Below are 17849 nucleotides of genomic sequence, written 5' to 3' on the forward strand. Positions count from 1 at the left end.
GCCGCCGGTCAGAGCTCCTTGCGGAACTCCTCCGCCACCCGCAGGAAGATGTCGTTCGCCTCGGTCTCACCGATGGTCACCCGTACGCCTTCGCCCGCGAACGGCCGCACGATCACACCGGCCCGCTCGCACGCCCCCGCGAAGTCGAGCGTCCGCTCGCCCAGCCGCAGCCACACGAAGTTCGCCTGGGTCACCGCCGGCGTCCAGCCCTGGCCCGTCAGCCCCTCGACGACCCGCGCCCGCTCCGCCACCAGCGCGTCGACCCGCTCGCGCAGGGCGTCCTCGCTGCGCAGCGAGGCGACCGCCGCCTCCTGCGCGATCTGGCTCACGCCGAACGGCACGGCCGTCTTGCGGAGCGCCGCGGCCACCGGCTCGTGCGCCACGGCGAAGCCCACCCGGAGCCCCGCGAGGCCGTACGCCTTGGAGAAGGTGCGCAGCACGCAGACGTTGGGCCGGTCGCGGTAGAGCTCCAGGCCGTTGGGGAACTCCGGGTCGCGCACGAACTCGATGTACGCCTCGTCGAGCACCACCAGGATGCCGGAGGGCACCCGGTCCAGGAAGGACTCCAGCTCGGCCCGGTGCACCACGGTGCCCGTGGGGTTGTTGGGGTTGCAGACGAAGATCAGCCGGGTCCGGTCGGTGATCGCCGCCAGCATCGCCTCCAGGTCGTGGACCTCGTCACCGGTCAGCGGGACCTGCACCGGCGTGGCCCCGGAGACCTGGGTGATGATCGGGTACGCCTCGAAGGACCGCCAGGCGTAGATCACCTCGTCGCCGGGGCCGGCCGTGGCCTGCACCAGCTGCTGGGCCACGCCCACCGAGCCGGTGCCGGTGGCGAGGTGCGTCAGGGGCACGGAGAAGCGCTCGGCCAGCTCGGCCATCAGCCCGGCGCACGCCATGTCGGGGTAGCGGTTGAGCGAGCCGGCCGCGGCGACGGCCTGCTCCAGCACGCCCGGCAGCGGCGGATACGGGTTCTCGTTGGAGGACAGCTTGAACGCGACCGGGCCGTCGGCGGCGGCGGGCTTGCCCGGCTTGTAGGTGGGCACGTCGTCCAGCGCGGCACGCAGCTTCGGGGTCTTCTCGGTCACCGCAGGTCCTCCACGAATAGCGGACATGAATACTGCACACCTTAAGAGGATTAACCCGGGCCGCGTCCAGAGACGGGAGTGAGCCCGCCCACCCGGCTTCCCGCCGCCCGCTCACCGAAGCCGTGGATCACACCCGCGCCGGAAGCTCCCCCGGGGAACCAGCCGGAAGCCTCCCGCGGAAGCAGTCGGAAGTCTCCCGCGGAAGCAGGGGGGGCGCTTCCGGAAAAGCCGCACGCCGGTGGCGGGCGCCGTGGCGCGCATCCCCCATGAAGGTGAGTTGAGACCTCTTCGAGACCTGGACCATTCACCAGGTGCGGATATGCCACAGGCCAACGGCCTACCGCCGGCACCCACAACTGGCTGCGTTTCCATGGTCATTGAAGGTAATTCCTCTTGCAGAAACGTCTCTGTCAACAGTCAAATATGCCGCCCTGCCAACGGACCACCCGAGCCCTACTATCGGCTCGCCATGACAGCAGCAGGGAAGCATCAGGTGAGCCGGGCGGAACCATCCCGCAGGGGCAGCCGGCATGGACGCGCGGGCATCCGCGACGTGGCCGCCGCCGCCGGGGTTTCGATCACGACCGTCTCCGACGCGCTCAACGGCAAGGGCCGGCTACCGGACGCGACCCGCCGCCATGTCCGCGAGGTCGCCGACCGGCTGGGCTATCGCCCGTCCGCCGCGGCCCGCACCCTCCGTACGGGCAAGTCGGGGCTCATCGGCCTGACCGTGACCACGTACGGGGATGAACCTTTCACCTTCACCGAGTTCGCCTACTTCGCCGAGATGGCGCGAGCCGCCACCTCCGCCGCGCTGGCCCGCGGCTACGCCCTGGTCATCCTCCCGGCCACCTCACGCCACGACGTCTGGTCCAACGTGGCGCTCGACGGCACCGTCGTCATCGACCCCTCCGACCACGACCCCGTGGTCTCCGACCTCGTCCGCCAGGGCATCCCCGTCGTCTCGGACGGGCGCCCCGCCGGCACGCTGCCCGTCACCGCCTGGGTGGACAACGACCACGAGGCCGCCGTCCTGGGCATCCTCGACCACCTCGCCGCCGCCGGCGCCCGCCGGATCGGCCTGCTGACCGGCACCAGCACCGACACGTACACCCGTCTGTCCACCCACGCCTACCTGCACTGGTGCGAGCGGGTCGGCCAGGATCCGGTCTACGAGAAGTACCCCGCCCACGACCCCTGCGCCGGCGCCGTCGCCGCCGACCGGCTGCTCGCCCGCCCCGACCGCCCCGACGCCGTCTACGGCCTCTTCGACCCCAACGGCACCGACCTGCTGGCCGCCGCCCGCCGCTACGGGCTGCGCGTCCCGGACGACCTGCTGCTCGTCTGCTGCAGCGAGTCCACGGTCTACGCCACCACCGAGCCGCCCATCACCACGCTCTCCCTCAAGCCGCGGCGCATCGGCACCGCGGTCGTCCAGCTCCTCATCGACGCCATCGAGGGGCTGGACAGCGGCCGGCCGGTCGAGCAGGTGATACCGACCGAGCTGATCGTCCGGACCTCCTCGCAGCGCCGCCCGCCACGCACCACGGTCAGCGCGCCGCGCGGCCCCTCCGGCTGATCCCCGGCGCGTCGCGGCACCGGAGATCCCGGTGCCGCGGCGGCCGGCACGACACGACGGGGTCCGCCGGGCGGGCGTGCGGTGCCCGCTCCCGGGCGGTCAACGCGCCGTTCGCCGCCTCCACCGCCTTCAACCGGCCGCCGGGAGGGCGCTCGGGGGGCGCACAGCCCCCGGGCGAATGGCTCAATTGGGGAGAAAAACCCGTCGTGCGCACTCTCCTGCCCCGATTCGCGGCCCCTGGTGCGTCACAAGCCGCGACGGTCATTCCTATGATGGGCGCACGACACCACGGACCGCCGTCGACCAGGCAAGGTCCACAAGGTGCACGGCGGCGCAATGGTGGAGGGGTCGATGACTCAGGGGGCCGGTCAAGGACCCGCGGCACGGCACACGGCGGGCATCCCGCCCTTCCCCGGCTACGCGGCGCCTCCCGCGGCCTCCGGCCCCGTGTCGCCGTACGCCCAGTCCGCGCCCCCCGTGCAGCCGCCCATGGACGCTCCCGACGGCTACACCCCGACCGCGCGCGACCTGCCGGTGATCGGCCATAGCGCCCGCCGGACGCTCCCCCAGGACGTCCCGACGGTCGAGCTGACCCCGCTCGCCGACCCGCACCCGCCGGCCCCGCAGCACCCCGCCCTGGGCCCGCTCTACGTCGTGGGCGACGTCCACGGCTATCTGGACGAGCTCTACGAGGCCCTCCAGGCCGAGGGGCTGATCGACGAGACCGGGCACTGGGCGGCCGGCAACGCCCGCCTGTGGTTCCTCGGCGACTTCACCGACCGCGGCCCCGACGGCGTCGGCGTGATCGACCTCGTCATGCGCCTGTCGGCCGAGGCCGCGGCCGCCGGCGGCTACTGCAAGGCCCTCATGGGCAACCACGAGCTGCTGATCATCGGCGCGAAGCGGTTCGCCGACACGCCGGTCAACTCCGGCGCCGGTACGGCCTCCTTCCAGGCCGCCTGGCTGCTCAACGGCGGCCAGCGCTCCGACATGGAGCGCCTGGAGGACCACCACCTGCAGTGGATGTCGCGGCTCGACGCCATGGCGAAGGAGGACGGGCACCTGCTGGTGCACTCCGACACCACCGCCTACCTGGAGTTCGGCGACTCCATCGAGGACGTCAACGACGCGATCACCGAGGCCCTGCAGCGCAACGACCCGGACGAGGTCTGGGACCTCTTCCGGAAGTTCACCAAGCGCTTCGCCTTCCGTGACGAGGCGGCCGGCCCGATGGCCGTGCGCGAGCTGCTGGACACCTACGGCGGTGGCCGGATCGTGCACGGCCACAGCCCCATCCCCTACCTCCTGGGAGAGGTCGGCACGGAGGACGCGGACGCCGAGGACGACGGAGCGCCGCTGGTGAGCGGCCCGCACCTGTACGCGGACGGGCTCGCCCTCGCCATGGACGGCGGCGTCACGATGGCCGGAAAACTGCTGGTCGTGCAACTTCCGCTGGCTGACTGAGGGTTCAGCGGGCAGGCGGAGGGGCAGGTAGGGAGTTCCACCGCCGCGGGGGTAATTCGGGAAACACGCTGTCACCCCGCGCCGGTACGGCTCTACCATCGGCTTATCCGTAGCAGGCTCTCCTCCGTTTCCGCCCACTGCCCGGTGTAAGCCGGCTACACGGCCCTACGGAGCATCGGGGGATGCACATGAACAGCGCTCCGCATCTGCTGGCCGAGGACCGCCCGGAATTCGAGCGGGTTCTCGACCAGGCGCTGCGTACCGCGAACCATGACCCGGAACTTGCCGCTGCGATAGGACAGCGGCTCAATACAGAACAGCTGCGCGAGATGGCGCTCGGCTCCATGTCCGCCATCACGGCTTGCGCGGCGGTCGAATACCAGAACTACGTAAGGGCGCGCGACGCACTGCGCGCGCTCTCCGCCACGGCACGCCCCCAAACCGTAGGCGCCGGGGGCGCTCCGGATGATGAAAGCGCTCCCTCCGGTGCGGCCGCCCCCGCCGCACCGGACGACGATCCGGAGGAGTCCTCGGGCGCGGGCGCCGGAGCGGTGCTCGCCGTGCTGGCGCCGGTCCTCGCCGGGATCGCCGCACTGATCTTCCTGGCCATCGGCTACGTCCTGCGGTCCATCGGATCGGACACCGCCGTCGCGGACCCGATGATCAGTGTGGGCTGGTGGTTCGCCGGGCTCACGGCCGCCGGCGTGTTCATCGCCATGGTCGGCATCGTCCTCACGGCGGTGCGCAACGGTTCCTCCGAGGGGAGTGATGCGCGAGGGGTGCACGTCCAGGAGGATGCCGACCGTGCCAGAGAGGCGTGGCGGCAGGCCCTGATCCACCGCGGGCTGCTGCCCTTTGTCCGCGATGCCCTGGCCCATGCTCCTGAGGGCCCGGGCCCCCGCCCGGGTGCCGGCCACGATCCGTCCGCCTCGTTCGTCCCCGGACGCCGGGAGGGCAACGGCCGTACGCCGCAGCTGGGGTACTCCCGGCCCGGCTTCACCAGCCCCGACGGCGATTCGTCCGCCGGCCGCCGGGCCGGCTACACGAGCCCCGACTTCACCAGCCCCGACTACGGCGGCCCGGACCACCACCCGGAGTGAGGGTCCGGGCGGTGGTCCGGGGGTTCCGGGTGCCTGCGGTCAGTCCGCGATCGGCAGGTAGACGCGGTTGCCCGCCGCCGCGAACTCCTTCGACTTCTCCGCCATGCCCGCCTCGGCGTCGACGGCCAGGTCACCGCCGTGCTCGCGCCGGATGTCCTGCGAGATCTTCATGCTGCAGAACTTCGGCCCGCACATCGAGCAGAAGTGCGCGGTCTTCGCCGGCTCGGCGGGCAGCGTCTCGTCGTGGAAGGCCCGCGCCGTCTCCGGGTCGAGGGCCAGGTTGAACTGGTCCTCCCAGCGGAACTCGAAGCGGGCGTCCGACAGCGCGTCGTCCCACTCCTGCGCCCCCGGGTGCCCCTTGGCGAGGTCCGCGGCATGCGCGGCGATCTTGTAGGTGATCACACCGGTCTTGACGTCGTCCCGGTCCGGCAGGCCCAGGTGCTCCTTGGGCGTGACGTAGCAGAGCATCGCCGTGCCCCACCACGCGATCATCGCGGCACCGATGCCGGAGGTGATGTGGTCGTACGCGGGTGCGACGTCCGTCGTCAGCGGGCCGAGGGTGTAGAACGGCGCCTCCTCGCAGATCTCCTGCTGGAGGTCGATGTTCTCCTTGATCTTGTGCATCGGGACGTGGCCCGGGCCCTCGATCATCGTCTGGACGTTGTGCCGCTTGGCGATGGTGTTGAGCTCGCCGAGCGTCTTCAGCTCGGCGAACTGCGCCTCGTCGTTGGCGTCCGCGATGGAGCCGGGGCGCAGGCCGTCGCCGAGCGAGTACGTCACGTCGTAGGCCGCGAGGATCTCGCAGAGCTCCTCGAAGTTCTCGTAGAGGAACGATTCCTTGTGGTGGGCCAGGCACCACGCGGCCATGATCGAACCGCCGCGGGAGACGATGCCGGTCTTGCGGCGGGCCGTGAGCGGGACGTAGCGCAGCAGGACGCCCGCGTGCACGGTCATGTAGTCGACGCCCTGTTCGGCCTGCTCGATGACCGTGTCCTTGTAGATCTCCCAGGTGAGCTCCTCGGCCTTGCCGTCCACCTTCTCCAGGGCCTGGTAGAGCGGCACGGTGCCGATCGGCACGGGGGAGTTGCGCAGCACCCACTCGCGCGTGGTGTGGATGTTGCGGCCGGTGGAGAGGTCCATGACGGTGTCGGCGCCCCAGCGGGTGGCCCACGTCATCTTCTCCACCTCCTCCTCGATGGAGGAGGTGACGGCGGAGTTGCCGATGTTGGCGTTCACCTTCACCAGGAACTTCTTGCCGATGATCATCGGCTCGATCTCCGGGTGGTTCACATTGGCCGGGAGGACCGCCCGGCCGGCCGCGATCTCCTCGCGGACGGTCTCGGGAGAAACGTTCTCCCGGAGGGCCACGTACTCCATCTCCTCGGTGATCTCACCGCGGCGGGCGTACGCGAGCTGGGTGACGGCCCGTCCGCCGCGGCCCCGGCGGGGCTGGCGCGGACGGCCCGGGAAGACCGCGTCGAGATTCTTCAGACCCCCGCGCGGCGACGTGTGCTTGATGCCGTCGTCCTCCGGGCGCATCGGGCGCCCGGCGTACTCCTCGGTGTCACCACGGCCGATGATCCAGTTCTCCCGGAGCGGCTGGAGGCCGCGCCGGACATCCGTCTCGATCGCCGGGTCGGTGTACGGGCCGGAGGTGTCGTACAGCTGTACGTCCTGCCCGTTGGTGAGGTGGACCCGCCGAACCGGCACCCGAAGGTCCGGACGCGAGCCGGTCACGTAGTCCTTGTGCCAGCCGATCTCCCGGCCGGATTCGGACGTGCGTGCATCCTGCGAGGTCATGAGACCAGAACTCCCTACGCCGGCATTACCCGGTAACAGGTTCGGCGGTCGACGCAGCGGTCTTCCGTACGAATCTCCGTACGGAGGTCAGCGCCCTCTCAGCCCGGTGCTCCGAGCTCCCGCGATTGCAAAGGTGACACCACGCTAGCGCCTCTCCCGTACGGAGAGCCAGGGGGGCTTGCGATGATGCGGGGCGTGACCCCCACGGACCAGCACTCCCCCGCCCACCCCCACGAGCCCGGCCCTCCGGCCGCTCACCCGCATCCGCCCTCCGCGGAGCACGGCCGCTCCCCCGGCCACAGCCATGCCCACAGTCATGGCCACAGTCATGGCCACAGCCACGGTCATGGCCCCGCCTCCCCCGGCTCCGCCCACCTGCGCAAGGTGATCGGCGCGATCCTCATCCCCTTCGCCGCCGCGGTGCTCACCGGGCTGGTCGTGCTGTGGCCCGGCGGCGCGCCCCCGCACGAGCACTCCGGGCTCGGCCTCGACCAGAAGACGGAGTCGGGCCGCGTCGTGAAGATCGAGGAGCTCGACTGCGCGAAGGCGGGCGCCCAGCCGCAGCAGCCGCCGCCGGAGGCGCAGGGAGGGCCCGGGGGACCGGGCGGGCCCCCGCAGGCGAAGGGCCCCTGCGAGAAGTCGGAGATCGAGGTCACCTCGGGCCCCGACAAGGGCCGGACCTTCACCGAGCTCGTCCAGCCCAGCGCCTCCCGGCACTACACGGTCGGCCAGGAGGTAGTCCTCGCGTACGCCCCCAAGGCGCCGAAGAACCTGCAGTACTCGGTCACCGACGTGGACCGGACACTGCCGATGGCGATACTCGCGGCGGTGTTCGCCCTGGCGGTCGTGGTCGTCGGCCGGCTGCGCGGGGTCTTCGCGCTGATCGCGCTGGTGATCAGCTTCGGGGTGCTCACGCTGTTCATCCTCCCGGCCATCCTGCAGGGCTCCGATCCCCTGGTGGTCGCCGTCATCGGCGGCAGCGCGATCATGCTGATCGCGCTCTACATGTGCCACGGCCTGACCGCCCGGACGTCCGTGGCCGTGCTCGGGACGCTCACCTCGCTGATGCTGATCGGCCTGCTCGGCTCGCTGTTCACCGGCTGGGCCCACCTGACGGGCAACACCGACGACCAGACGGGGCTCGTGCACAGCCTCTACCCGGAGATCGAGATCCGCGGCCTGCTGCTCGCGGGGATCATCATCGGTTCGCTCGGCGTGCTCGACGACGTGACGGTGACCCAGACCTCCGCGGTGTGGGAGCTGAAGGACGCCGACCCGAGCGCGAGTTGGCGCAAGCTCTACGGAGCGGCCATGCGCATCGGCCGGGACCACATCGCGTCGGTCGTGAACACGCTCGTGCTGGCGTACGCGGGTGCCTCGCTGCCGCTCCTGCTGCTGTTCTCGATCGCCGACAGCGGGGTGGGAACGGTCGCGACCAGCGAGATCGTGGCCGAGGAGATCGTGCGGACCCTCGTCGGCAGCATCGGGTTGGTGGCCTCGGTGCCGGTGACGACCTTGCTGGCAGCCCTCGTTGTCAGTGCCGACCGGCACAATGCGAGTACGGGGAAGGGCACGCGCCCGGGCACCGGCCGGGGTGCCGGCGCGCGGGCGGGCGGGCGCGGCAGGTCGAAGGGGGGCAGGCGCCGGCGCGCCAAGTGACCGCGCGGTGCCGGACCGGGCGATCGCACAGGGGGGAGCCGCAGGTGGTCGGGGAGCAGGGCAGGGTGACGGGCACGGTCGGGCCGGGGCTGGTCGGGGAGGTCATGGTGCGGGTTCGCGGCGGGGCCGAGGCCTTCCTGGCCTACGCGGCGGAGCCGGGGGAGCGGATAGAACGCGGAACGGTGGTGGTGATCATGGAGTATCAGCCGCCGCGCACGGTCTATGTGACCTCCGCCTACGGGTGATGGCGGCGATACGGGCGATACAGGGGCGCCCGGCGCCTGCTTACGGGTGGGGCGGCCGGGGCAGAAGGGACAAGAGGGGCGCTGCGCCGGCCTCATAACCCTGCTGTGTCACGCCCGTGCACACCTCTCGTATCAGGACCGTGCCAAGCCGCGTCCGGGTCTTCACCGCCGGCTCGCGCTGGAGCACACTTTCGAGCTCGGGCCCCGTCGCGGGGCCCATAAGGGGGGCTGGACGCATGCTCATCGGCGTCGTGGCGGGGGTCGTCCTCGTCGCTGTGGCCATCGTGGTCGGGCTGTTCAAATTGATGTGGCGCGTTGCCGAGCCCAATGAGGCGCTCGTCATCTCCGGTTCCAAGCACCGCACCGAGGGGCTGGAGGAGGGGATGGGGTTCCGGATCGTCACGGGGCGGGGGACCCTCGTGCTGCCCGGGGTCCAGGTGGTCCGGAAGCTGTCGCTCGACCTCAACGAGGCCGATCTCCATGTGGATTGTGTGACCAAGCAGGGCATCCCCCTCAAGGTCCACGGTGTGGTCATATTCAAGGTGGGCGACGACTTCGTGTCGATCGCCAACGCCGCCCGGCGCTTCCTGGACCAGCAGAAGTTCATGGGCGAGCGGGTGCACAACGTCTTCGCGGGCCATCTGCGCTCGATCGTCGGCGGTCTCACGGTGGAGGACATGATCCGCGACCGGGAGCGGCTGACGGGCGAGACCCGCGCCGCCTCGGGCACCGAGATGGAGAAGCTCGGCCTGATCATCGACTCGCTGCAGATCCATGAGATCCAGGACCCCACCGGCTACATCAAGAACCTTTCCGCGCCGCACGCCGCGGCGGTGCAGCGGGATGCCCGGATCGCCCAGGCCGAGGCCGACCGGCTGGCCACTGAGGCCGAGCAGCAGGCCGCGGCCCGGATGGCGCAGGCCCAGCGCGACTCGGAGATCCTGCAGGCCGGCTATCAGGCCGAGCGGGACAGCGCGGCGGCGAAGGCGCGGCAGGCGGGTCCGCTGGCGGACGCCGCGGCCCAGCAGGAGGTCGTGGTCCAGGAGACGAGGGTGGCCGAGCTGGCGGCGCACCGGCGGGAGCAGCAGCTCCAGGCGGACGTGCGCAAGCCCGCGGACGCGGCGGCCTACGAGAAGCGCACCCTGGCGGAGGCGGAGCGCGACGCCCGTATCTCCGCCGCCCAGGCGAAGGCCCGGGAGACGGAGCTTGCCGCGGCCGCCGAGGCGACGCGCGTGAAGGCGGCCGCCGGCGCCGAGGCCGAGGCCACGAAGGCGCGCGGTGCCGCGGCGGCGGACGCGACCCGGGCGACGGGTGAGGCCGAGGCGGCGGCCGCGCGGGCGAAGGGTCTGGCGACGGCCGAGGCCGCCAAGGCGCGGGGTCTGGCGGAGGCGGAGGCGATCAAGGCACGGGCGGCGGCCCTGGCGGAGAACCAGGAGGCGGTGGTCGCGCAGCAACTGGCCGAAAAGTGGCCCGAGATCGTACGTGCGGGGGCTGAAGCCTTCGGAAACGTTGACCACATGGTGTTGCTCAACGGGGCGGACGGGATGTCCGAGATGTTTGCGAAGGCGCTGACGATGGGGGGTACGGGGCTGGGCCTGGCGCGGCAGCTGCTCACGGCCATGGGCACGGCCGGAGCGGCGGGCGCGGCGGACGGATCGGGCGGGCCCGGTGGGAACGGTCTCGGTGTCCCCGGTGCCGGACGGACCGGCGGGCACGGGGGCCCGGAAAACGGCAGCTCAGGGGCGCTGGGGGCCGGGACGACGCCGAAGGGCGCACCCCCGCGCGCCGAGCGGGTGCCGGTCCGGGACGAGGGCGGTGCCGGCGGAGGCATGCCGGGCCGCTAACCGGCGTTCTGCCCCTCGGTGTTGCCGGCGAGGATGTTGTCGAGCGCCGCGGCGAGGTCGTAGTCGAAGTCGGCGACCGACCGCTCCTCGCCGAGCGGGGCGATGCGGTCGGTCCGGTCGAGGAACGCCACGAGGGGCGCCGCGCCGGCCCGGAACAGGGCCCCTTCGGAGCCCACTTGCAGCCGGATGAAGACGTCCGAGAGGTGCTCGGCGGAGGCGGGGGCGATGTGCACGTCGCCCTCGCCGGACGGCTGACTGAGCCCGTCGAGCAGCAGCTCCCGCGCGAACGCCCAGGTCACGGGCGCGTCGCCGGGAAGGTGGAAGGTGAACTTCACCGCGTAGGGATCACTGCTGTCGTAGTCCAGTCCCACCGGGATCCGGAAGGACAGCTCCTCGGAGACGAGGAAGGTCATGATCACTTCTGCCTGGACCGTTTCACGCATCGCCCAATGCCCCGTATTCGTCGTTTTGGCCGGGATTGGCTCCTCGCGTCCCGGACGCCATCGCTCGACGGCATCCACGGATCACGAGGAGTGATTCTTCAGCTACCGATAGAGACCGAGACTGAGCTTACGAGCTCTATGACTCTGGAGCGTAGCGACTCGACTACGGGGCGGAGTCGTTCCGGGGGATTCAGGGCAGAGAAATTGCCAGAGCCGTCAACACCGGTCCGGGCGGCGACCGGAAGGACGAGCTCTCAGAGGGGCCGCGGGCCCGCGTCGGCCTCTCGGCTTGCGCTCGGCTTGCGCTCGGCCTGCGCTCGGCCTGCGCTCGGCGGCCGAGGGCTACCAGTCGCTCTTCGACGAGGACGACGACGTGAACTTCTTGACGATGAAGATCAGCCCGCCGATGAGCGCGACCAGCAGCAGGGCCTTGAAGACCAGTGCGATGACGAAGCCCAGCACGGTCATGATCAGGCTGCCGAACACCACGAGGACGAGCGCCGGCACGGCGATCCACTTCACCCACCAGGGCAGTCCTGCGAAAATCCCCTTCTCGGCCATGTCGTTCGTCCCCTGCTTTCCGCTTCGTGGTTCCGGAGCCCTGCTGCTCCGGCCTTGCTTCGATGCTAGGACGGGCGGGGGGCCGGACGGGGCCCCCGCAGCCCCCGTCGACCCCTGAGCGTCCCCCTACGGGTTTCCGGGGCGAACCCTCAGCTCTCAGGCGGAGAGAAGACCACCAGAACCCTCAGCGGCTCGCTGACGTGGTGGAAGCGGTGAGTCACCCCGGCCGGCACGTACACCACGCTCCCGCGCCCCACCTGCGTCGTCTCCTCCCCCACGGTGATCGACGCCCGGCCGCTCATCACCACGTACACCTCGTCCTGGGCGTGCGGGGTCTGCGGGTCCATCTGCCCCGCGTCGAGCGCGTACAGCCCGACCGACATGTTCCGCTCGCGCAGGAACTGGAGGTACGCGCCGTCGTTCGCGAGGCGCTCACCCTCCAGTTCATCCAGCCGGAAGGCCTTCATCTACCGTCCACCTCTTGCCGCTCCTCGTCCGTGACCGGCCCGCTCGCCGGCCGCCGACCGTGCTGATCCGCGCCGGGCGGGCGCGTCTGCAACGATCTCACCATGAAGAATTTCGTAGTCAAGACGATCGCCAACGCGGCGGCCCTGGCGGTCGCCATCTGGCTGCTCAAGGGCATCACGCTCTCCGGTGAGAACACCGCGCGCAAGGTGCTCACGCTGATCCTCGTCGCGCTCGTCTTCGGCGTGGTCAACTTCATCGTCAAGCCTGTGGTGAAGCTGCTGTCCTTCCCGCTGTTCATCCTCACCCTCGGCCTCATCACGCTGGTGATCAACGCGTTGATGCTGCTGCTGACCTCGTGGATCACCAAGGAGCTGGGGCTCGCCTTCCATGTCGACGGGTTCTGGAACGCCTTGGTCGGCGGCGTGATCATCTCGGTGGTGGCGTGGGCGATGCACGTGATCCTGCCGGACGAGAAGGACTGAACCGGCACCGTGCGAAGGGCCGAACCGAAGCCGTACGACCTGACGGACGGCAACGACCGGACGGACGGCAACGACCAGCCGACGAGGACGAAGGAGCAGCCGATGACAGGCGACGGCACCCGGGCCGTACGAGCGGGCCTGCCGGAACCGCGGGCGAACGAGCCCGCGCTCCCCGGCCCGGCCTTCGCCGCCCACTACCACCTCCCGGGCGAGGTCTCCGGCCCGTACACGTACGGCCGCGAGGCCAACCCCACCTGGGCCGCCCTGGAGAGCGCCATCGCCGCGCTGGAGACCCCCGACGGCCCCGGCCCGGCGGCGGAGGCGGTCACCTTCCCCTCCGGGATGGCCGCGATCTCCGCTGTTCTCTTCTCCCAGCTGCGGCCCGGTGACACGGCGGTCCTGCCCTCGGACGGCTACCAGCTGCTGCCCGCGCTGCGCGACCGCCTGGAGGCGTTCGGCGTCGCCGTGCGCACCGCCCCGACCGCCGGGGACGCACAGCTCGCCGCGCTGGACGGGGCACGGCTGCTGTGGCTCGAATCGCCCTCCAACCCCGGCCTCGACGTGTGCGACATCCGCCGCCTCGCCGACGCCGCCCACCGCCACGGCGCACTCGTCGCCGTCGACAACACCCTCCCCACCCCGCTCGGCCAGCGCCCCCTCGAACTGGGCGCCGACTTCTCCGTCGCCAGCGGCACCAAGGCCCTCACCGGCCACGGGGATCTCCTCCTGGGGTACGTGGCCGCACGCGACCCACGGCTCACCGCGGCCGTACGGGACTGGCGCAAGGTCGCCGGCGCGATCCCCGGCCCCATGGAGGCCTGGCTGGCCCATCGCTCCCTGGCGACGCTGCAGCTGCGCGTGGACCGGCAGGCGGCCACCGCGCTCGCACTCGCCGAAGCCCTGCGCGACCGGCCCGAAGTGACCGGCCTGCGCCACCCCGGACTGCCCACCGACCCCGCCCACGCGCTCGCCCTGCGGCAGATGCGCGGCGGCCGCTTCGGATGCGTGGTCTCGTTCGTCCTGCCGGGCCGGGCGCACGCCGAACGCTTCCTGACCGCCCTGCGACTCGTCGACGAAGCGACCAGCTTCGGCGGCGTGCGGTCGACGGCCGAGCGGCGCGGGCGGTGGGGCGGCGACGCCGTGCCGGAGGGGTTCATCCGCTTCTCGGTGGGCGTCGAGGACACCGAGGACCTCGTCGCGGACGTGCTCGCGGCACTGGACGAAGCAGTGCAGGACAAGGCGGCGCTGGACGAGGCGGCCCGCCCACAAGGACGGCTCGAGTCTCCCCCCTCAAGAACCTAGCTCCCCCTGACTGACCTGGGGGGATGCGACTATAAGGCCCTCTGACCTGCATCTTTCGCGTTTCAGAGCGTTTCCCGCGTCGCTGCGTTTTGGGGGCTCGCGCTCCCCAAACGCTCCCCCGTTCTCCCCAGATTCTCCCCACGGGGAGGACCCGCTTCGCCCCCCGCTCCGCACGTCCGAGCCGGGGGGCGTCCTGCTATCTGGCCTCAACGCGCGACGGTCGATCGCCGACGGACGGACCAGGACGACAGCCGTTACGGCGGCGCCCCTCGGGCTCAGCGCCCCCGGATCGCGGGCGAACAAGACAGAGCCCCGCCCGGCACGGCGGCCGGACGGGGCGGGTTCCTGCCCTGCGATCAGATCAGCGCGGGCCCGTGGCGCCCATAGGCGCGACCTTCGGGGCGCAGTCGGGACATGCAACTCGGGCGTACCCGGGTCCACTTGTGCCCTGGACGTAGGCGATGGTCACCGGTGCCACAGTCTCTCTACCGCAGTTGCAGCAGTGGGCAGGGCGGTTCGCCGGGACCTCGGGAAACAATTCGTCGTAGGCCATCATGCGGTCACCACCGCCGGGTGCGCATGGGCTCCGTCGTAGGTGTACTCGTAGTCGTAGCCCATGGCGCCGGCCACGAGGGCCACGCATCGTTGCCGCTGCCGCTCCCGCTTTTCCAGTTCCTTTTGCCAGTGCTGCATGTAGAGGGGGACGAGCGGGCGCGTACTCGGGGGGATGGGCATGGTCCTGACGAGCACATGAACGGGGATGGGGGTCCGAGGAGCGCATATGACGGGGCGGCTCGGGGACGGGTTGTCCTTGGAGAGGTCCGTCGGAGGCGTGACGTGGGGGGCGCTGCGGTAGACGGCCCGGTGTTTCCCGGGGGTGGGCAGTAGCAGGCGGAGCACCCATTCGAGGGCGCGGGCGATACGATCGCGCATGAGTCGGTTCAGCTCCATGTAGCTGGTCGGCTAAGCCCCGGCGGACCGGTCGCAACGGTCCTTCGGGGCGCTTTTCGTTTCGGGGAGACGCTATTCCGACCTGTCTAACCTGTCCACTGTTTCGCCCTGTCCACCTGTCTAAGTGTCCGATCAATGGCCGGTTTGTCTACGCTCTGCGTATGCCTGAGCGTCCAAGTGACCCCCATAGCCCGCGCGCCCCTTACATGCGGGTGCTTGATGCGCTCGTCGCAGAGATCGAAGAGGGCAAGTACGAGCCGGGTGCGAAGCTTCCGTCCGAACCGGAACTGGCCGAACGCTTTGGCGTGGCGCGGATGACTGCGCGCCGGGCTCTGCGCGAGCTTCGGGAACAAGGGATTGTCGAGACCGAATGGGGGAAGGGCACCTTCGTGAAGCGCAGCGACTGAGACGTCCTCTCGATGAGCCCGCTCCGGCCCCGGAACCCGTCACCCGCCGGCGGCAAAGACATCCGACGCGAGTAGGAGCACTGCGGCCAAGCCGATGGCGACAGACGCGACCTGAAGGAACCGGTACTTGATCTTGGCCAACCGAGCCAAGATTCCAACCTGCTGTGGACGCACGTCCTCGCGGACGGCCTCTTGGATCTCCTCCAGACTGAGCGATGCCCAGTGGAGGAACGAGGTGCCGTTGTCCTGAAGCCGGGGCAAGACGGCGAGCGTGATGAACACGATCCCCAGCGCCAGACACCCGGCGGCCACGCCTGCCGTGATACGGGAGGCTATGGGGCCATTGGAGAGGGCCCCTCGGACGAGCGCGGCTAGGGCGTGTCTGATGAGTGTGTGACGAGCCGGGCTGCCAATCATTCAAGACCGTGTGGGGCGGGGTGATCTGACCGACTCTGAATGGGCTCAGCTGGAGCCGCACCTGCCGAAGAATGCCGGTCGGGGCGGGCGGTGGAAGGACCACCGGGAAGTCATCAACGGGATCTTGTTCCGTATACGGACTGGCATCCCATGGCGAGACCTTCCAGGGAGGTTCGGGAGCTGGCAGACCTGCTACGACCGGCACCGGCGCTGGTCCGCGGACGGGACATGGGAGAGGATCTTCCGGGTTGTCCAGGCTGATGCCGATACAAAAGGCCGTATCGACTGGTCCATGGTGAGTGTGGACTCCACCGTGTGCCGTGCTCATCAGCACGCAGCCGGCGCACGCAGGAAGGCGCCGTGGAAACCCGGCAAGCGCGCCCGGCCCATGCAGCACCGTGCGGATGAGGCCCTCGGTCGTTCCCGCGGTGGCCTGACGACAAAGATTCACCTGGCAGGTGAGGGCGGACTGCGGCCGTTGGCCATGCTGATCACGCCTGGACAGTGGGGCGATGCCCCGCAGATGATCCCGGTTCTGGAACGTATTCGCGTGCCCCGCCCTAACGGTGGTCATCCGCGCACCAGACCGGACCACCTGAGCGGCGACAAAGCCTACTCGTCACGCCACAACCGCCGCTATCTGCGACGTAGGCAGATCAAGCACACCATCCCCGAACGCCGCGACCAGCAGGCCCACCGCAGGCGCCGTGGCCGCAACGGTGGCAGGCCCACTGCCTTCGATGCGGCACGCTACGTCCGTAGGAACGAAGTCGAACGCCTGATCAACCGGTTGAAGCTCAACCGGGCCGTGGCCACGCGCTTCGACAAAAGGGCATACGTTTTTCACGGCACCGTGACCGTCGCAGCCCTTCGCCTGTGGCTTTGAGCTGACTTGCCGGCAGAAGCAGCGCCCCTTGGCACGCAGACCTCAGCGAACGGTTTCGAGTGCGGCTCGCCGCGCCGACGGGCCGCACTCGAACCCGGGATTACGGCGCGAGGGTCACCACCTCAGCACGATGCAGCCGTTGCCCCCACGGTGACCCTTCGCCTGCTCTCTTTTCTTCGCGCTGGGGCCCCCCTTCCCTCCGGCTCCACTGCCCTTCGGGCATCCGGCAGGCAGGGCCCCGGTCTGGCCCCCCGCACCTCCATACACATCGCGGCCTTCTTGACCGTCACCTCCGGCGGCGAAGGAAGCCGGAGCGACTCTCTGTCCCCTCACGTTGCACGCGGCAGTGGCGCCACCCTTGCCGTTATAACCGTCCTCGCGCTCGTATCCGGAGTGGCCAGGACCGCCCGCAGCGGCACCCACTGAGAAGGCAGCAGGATTGCCTCGGCCTCCACCACTGGTGGGAATCACGTCCGAAGAGCTGGCCAAACCGCCTGGGGCAAGGGCACTGCCGGGAGCGAAACCGCCGCCGACGCCGCCACGGCCTGGCGTGATGTACATCCGTGTCTTCGGCGGCACAGGAACTGTGCAGCGGACGATAGCCCCAGCTCCGCCGCCTTGCCCACCGGCATACGACGTCTCCGACCCGGCTCCACCCCCAGCTCCGCCCCCGACCACGTCAATGGTCACGGTGGTGACCCCGTTCGGCACCGTGAAGATGTGTCCACGGTCCGAAGGCAGGAAGACCTTCGATCTTGCCGCTGCCAGCTGCGAGGGACTGGCCGTCGCGGTGGCACCCGGTGATGCGCCCAGCGCCAGCCCTGCCACAACCGTCCCGGTCAGCACCCTGCGGAGCACGGTGTACACGCTGTACCTCCTCGGCCGGTCAGCTGTCGCACACGGGGGGAACGAGCTGGTCGCTGACGTCGCCGATCGCCCCGCAGACAATGGTCTGGACTGGGCCGTCGGCTTGGGCTGGTGTGGCCACGGCCACACCAGCGAGAGCGAGCACGATGCCCGCCGTACAGGCGCCGAGGGCGCGACGGATGCTGTTGATGACTGGCCTCCCTGGAACGCGGCGGCCGGTTGGCCGCTCTGCACACAGGGAAGCTGCCCTTCCGGTCATCTGTTGATACGCCAGTCCATGGATGCG

General features: G+C 70.4%; 17 protein-coding genes. 10 read left to right on the forward strand and 7 right to left on the reverse strand.

Features of this window, described 5'->3' with window-relative positions; genetic code table 11:
- Nucleotides 1–8 precede the first annotated feature (8 nt).
- Nucleotides 9–1115 (reverse strand): histidinol-phosphate transaminase, encoded by a 1107-nt coding sequence (gene hisC, locus B7P34_RS06545; RefSeq protein WP_435693951.1) that lies wholly within the window; start codon nt 1113–1115, stop codon nt 9–11.
- A 526-nt stretch (nt 1116–1641) separates the two neighbouring features.
- On the opposite strand from hisC, the gene B7P34_RS06550 reads away from it, so the two are divergent.
- From B7P34_RS06550 to B7P34_RS06560, 3 genes are all read left to right on the forward strand, one after another.
- Entirely contained in the window at nt 1642–2667 is a 1026-nt protein-coding gene (locus B7P34_RS06550; RefSeq protein WP_286157451.1) for a LacI family DNA-binding transcriptional regulator, read from the forward strand.
- 351 nt (nt 2668–3018) lie between these two features.
- Nucleotides 3019–4131: a metallophosphoesterase gene (locus B7P34_RS06555; protein WP_223267567.1), complete on the forward strand. Its 1113-nt coding sequence runs from the start codon at nt 3019–3021 to the stop codon at nt 4129–4131.
- A gap of 182 nt (nt 4132–4313) precedes the next feature.
- Complete coding sequence (locus tag B7P34_RS06560; protein ID WP_106674846.1) at nt 4314–5231, forward strand: hypothetical protein; 918 nt, start codon at nt 4314–4316, stop codon at nt 5229–5231.
- A gap of 39 nt (nt 5232–5270) precedes the next feature.
- Here the strand turns inward: B7P34_RS06560 and thiC are convergent, their stop codons facing one another.
- Nucleotides 5271–7031 (reverse strand): phosphomethylpyrimidine synthase ThiC, encoded by a 1761-nt coding sequence (gene thiC, locus B7P34_RS06565; protein ID WP_106674847.1) that lies wholly within the window; start codon nt 7029–7031, stop codon nt 5271–5273.
- Nucleotides 7032–7226: 195 nt separating this feature from the next.
- Between thiC and B7P34_RS06570 the strand changes: the two genes are divergently transcribed.
- From B7P34_RS06570 to B7P34_RS06585, 3 genes are all read left to right on the forward strand, one after another.
- A complete protein-coding gene (locus tag B7P34_RS06570) occupies nt 7227–8690 on the forward strand; it encodes a YibE/F family protein (protein WP_223267568.1) in 1464 nt (487 codons plus the stop codon).
- A 65-nt stretch (nt 8691–8755) separates the two neighbouring features.
- Nucleotides 8756–8935: a hypothetical protein gene (locus B7P34_RS06575; RefSeq protein WP_223267569.1), complete on the forward strand. Its 180-nt coding sequence runs from the start codon at nt 8756–8758 to the stop codon at nt 8933–8935.
- Nucleotides 8936–9171: 236 nt separating this feature from the next.
- Nucleotides 9172–10779 (forward strand): SPFH domain-containing protein, encoded by a 1608-nt coding sequence (locus tag B7P34_RS06585; RefSeq protein ID WP_106674850.1) that lies wholly within the window; start codon nt 9172–9174, stop codon nt 10777–10779.
- Here the strand turns inward: B7P34_RS06585 and B7P34_RS06590 are convergent.
- From B7P34_RS06590 to B7P34_RS06600, 3 genes are all read right to left on the reverse strand, one after another.
- Complete coding sequence (locus B7P34_RS06590; protein ID WP_223267570.1) at nt 10776–11192, reverse strand: SsgA family sporulation/cell division regulator; 417 nt, start codon at nt 11190–11192, stop codon at nt 10776–10778. The two genes, B7P34_RS06585 and B7P34_RS06590, sit on opposite strands and share 4 nt — an antisense overlap.
- Before the next feature lie 372 nt (nt 11193–11564).
- Nucleotides 11565–11783: a DUF5326 family protein gene (locus tag B7P34_RS06595; RefSeq protein WP_106674851.1), complete on the reverse strand. Its 219-nt coding sequence runs from the start codon at nt 11781–11783 to the stop codon at nt 11565–11567.
- Nucleotides 11784–11932: 149 nt separating this feature from the next.
- A complete protein-coding gene (locus B7P34_RS06600) occupies nt 11933–12250 on the reverse strand; it encodes a cupin domain-containing protein (RefSeq protein ID WP_106674852.1) in 318 nt (105 codons plus the stop codon).
- 102 nt (nt 12251–12352) lie between these two features.
- Between B7P34_RS06600 and B7P34_RS06605 the strand changes: the two genes are divergently transcribed.
- Nucleotides 12353–12733: a phage holin family protein gene (locus B7P34_RS06605; RefSeq protein ID WP_106674853.1), complete on the forward strand. Its 381-nt coding sequence runs from the start codon at nt 12353–12355 to the stop codon at nt 12731–12733.
- 9 nt (nt 12734–12742) lie between these two features.
- The gene (locus B7P34_RS06610) at nt 12743–14035 is read left to right on the forward strand and encodes a cystathionine gamma-lyase (RefSeq protein WP_223267571.1); all 1293 of its coding nucleotides are present in this window, start codon (nt 12743–12745) and stop codon (nt 14033–14035) included.
- Between the two features lie 552 nt (nt 14036–14587).
- On the opposite strand, the gene B7P34_RS06620 is transcribed toward B7P34_RS06610, so the two are convergent.
- A complete protein-coding gene (locus tag B7P34_RS06620) occupies nt 14588–14968 on the reverse strand; it encodes a hypothetical protein (protein ID WP_106674854.1) in 381 nt (126 codons plus the stop codon).
- 179 nt (nt 14969–15147) lie between these two features.
- On the opposite strand from B7P34_RS06620, the gene B7P34_RS06625 reads away from it, so the two are divergent.
- On the forward strand, nt 15148–15393 hold the full coding sequence (locus B7P34_RS06625) for a GntR family transcriptional regulator (RefSeq protein WP_106674855.1): 246 nt from the start codon (nt 15148–15150) through the stop codon (nt 15391–15393).
- Nucleotides 15394–15432: 39 nt separating this feature from the next.
- On the opposite strand, the gene B7P34_RS37305 is transcribed toward B7P34_RS06625, so the two are convergent.
- Entirely contained in the window at nt 15433–15810 is a 378-nt protein-coding gene (locus tag B7P34_RS37305) for a Pycsar system effector family protein (protein WP_189382533.1), read from the reverse strand.
- Nucleotides 15811–15820: 10 nt separating this feature from the next.
- Here B7P34_RS37305 and B7P34_RS06635 point away from each other — a divergent pair, with 10 nt between their 5' ends.
- A complete protein-coding gene (locus B7P34_RS06635; RefSeq protein WP_106674857.1) occupies nt 15821–16696 on the forward strand; it encodes an IS5 family transposase in 876 nt (291 codons plus the stop codon).
- Nucleotides 16697–17849: the final 1153 nt, after the last annotated feature.

Source organism: Streptosporangium nondiastaticum (assembly GCF_003011965.1).
GTDB lineage: Bacteria > Actinomycetota > Actinomycetes > Streptomycetales > Streptomycetaceae > Streptomyces > Streptomyces nondiastaticus.

Bases quoted from the DNA above. Each gene is read 5' to 3' on its own strand.
- hisC (WP_435693951.1), bottom strand. From the start codon at position 1,115: ATGTCCGCTATTCGTGGAGGACCTGCGGTGACCGAGAAGACCCCGAAG.
- B7P34_RS06555 (WP_223267567.1), top strand. From the start codon at position 3,019: ATGACTCAGGGGGCCGGTCAAGGACCCGCGGCACGGCACACGGCGGGC.
- B7P34_RS06560 (WP_106674846.1), top strand. From the start codon at position 4,314: ATGCACATGAACAGCGCTCCGCATCTGCTGGCCGAGGACCGCCCGGAA.
- thiC (WP_106674847.1), bottom strand. From the start codon at position 7,031: ATGACCTCGCAGGATGCACGCACGTCCGAATCCGGCCGGGAGATCGGC.
- B7P34_RS06585 (WP_106674850.1), top strand. From the start codon at position 9,172: ATGCTCATCGGCGTCGTGGCGGGGGTCGTCCTCGTCGCTGTGGCCATC.
- B7P34_RS06590 (WP_223267570.1), bottom strand. From the start codon at position 11,192: ATGACCTTCCTCGTCTCCGAGGAGCTGTCCTTCCGGATCCCGGTGGGA.
- B7P34_RS06595 (WP_106674851.1), bottom strand. From the start codon at position 11,783: ATGGCCGAGAAGGGGATTTTCGCAGGACTGCCCTGGTGGGTGAAGTGG.
- B7P34_RS06600 (WP_106674852.1), bottom strand. From the start codon at position 12,250: ATGAAGGCCTTCCGGCTGGATGAACTGGAGGGTGAGCGCCTCGCGAAC.
- B7P34_RS06605 (WP_106674853.1), top strand. From the start codon at position 12,353: ATGAAGAATTTCGTAGTCAAGACGATCGCCAACGCGGCGGCCCTGGCG.
- B7P34_RS06620 (WP_106674854.1), bottom strand. From the start codon at position 14,968: ATGCGCGATCGTATCGCCCGCGCCCTCGAATGGGTGCTCCGCCTGCTA.
- B7P34_RS06625 (WP_106674855.1), top strand. From the start codon at position 15,148: ATGCCTGAGCGTCCAAGTGACCCCCATAGCCCGCGCGCCCCTTACATG.
- B7P34_RS37305 (WP_189382533.1), bottom strand. From the start codon at position 15,810: ATGATTGGCAGCCCGGCTCGTCACACACTCATCAGACACGCCCTAGCC.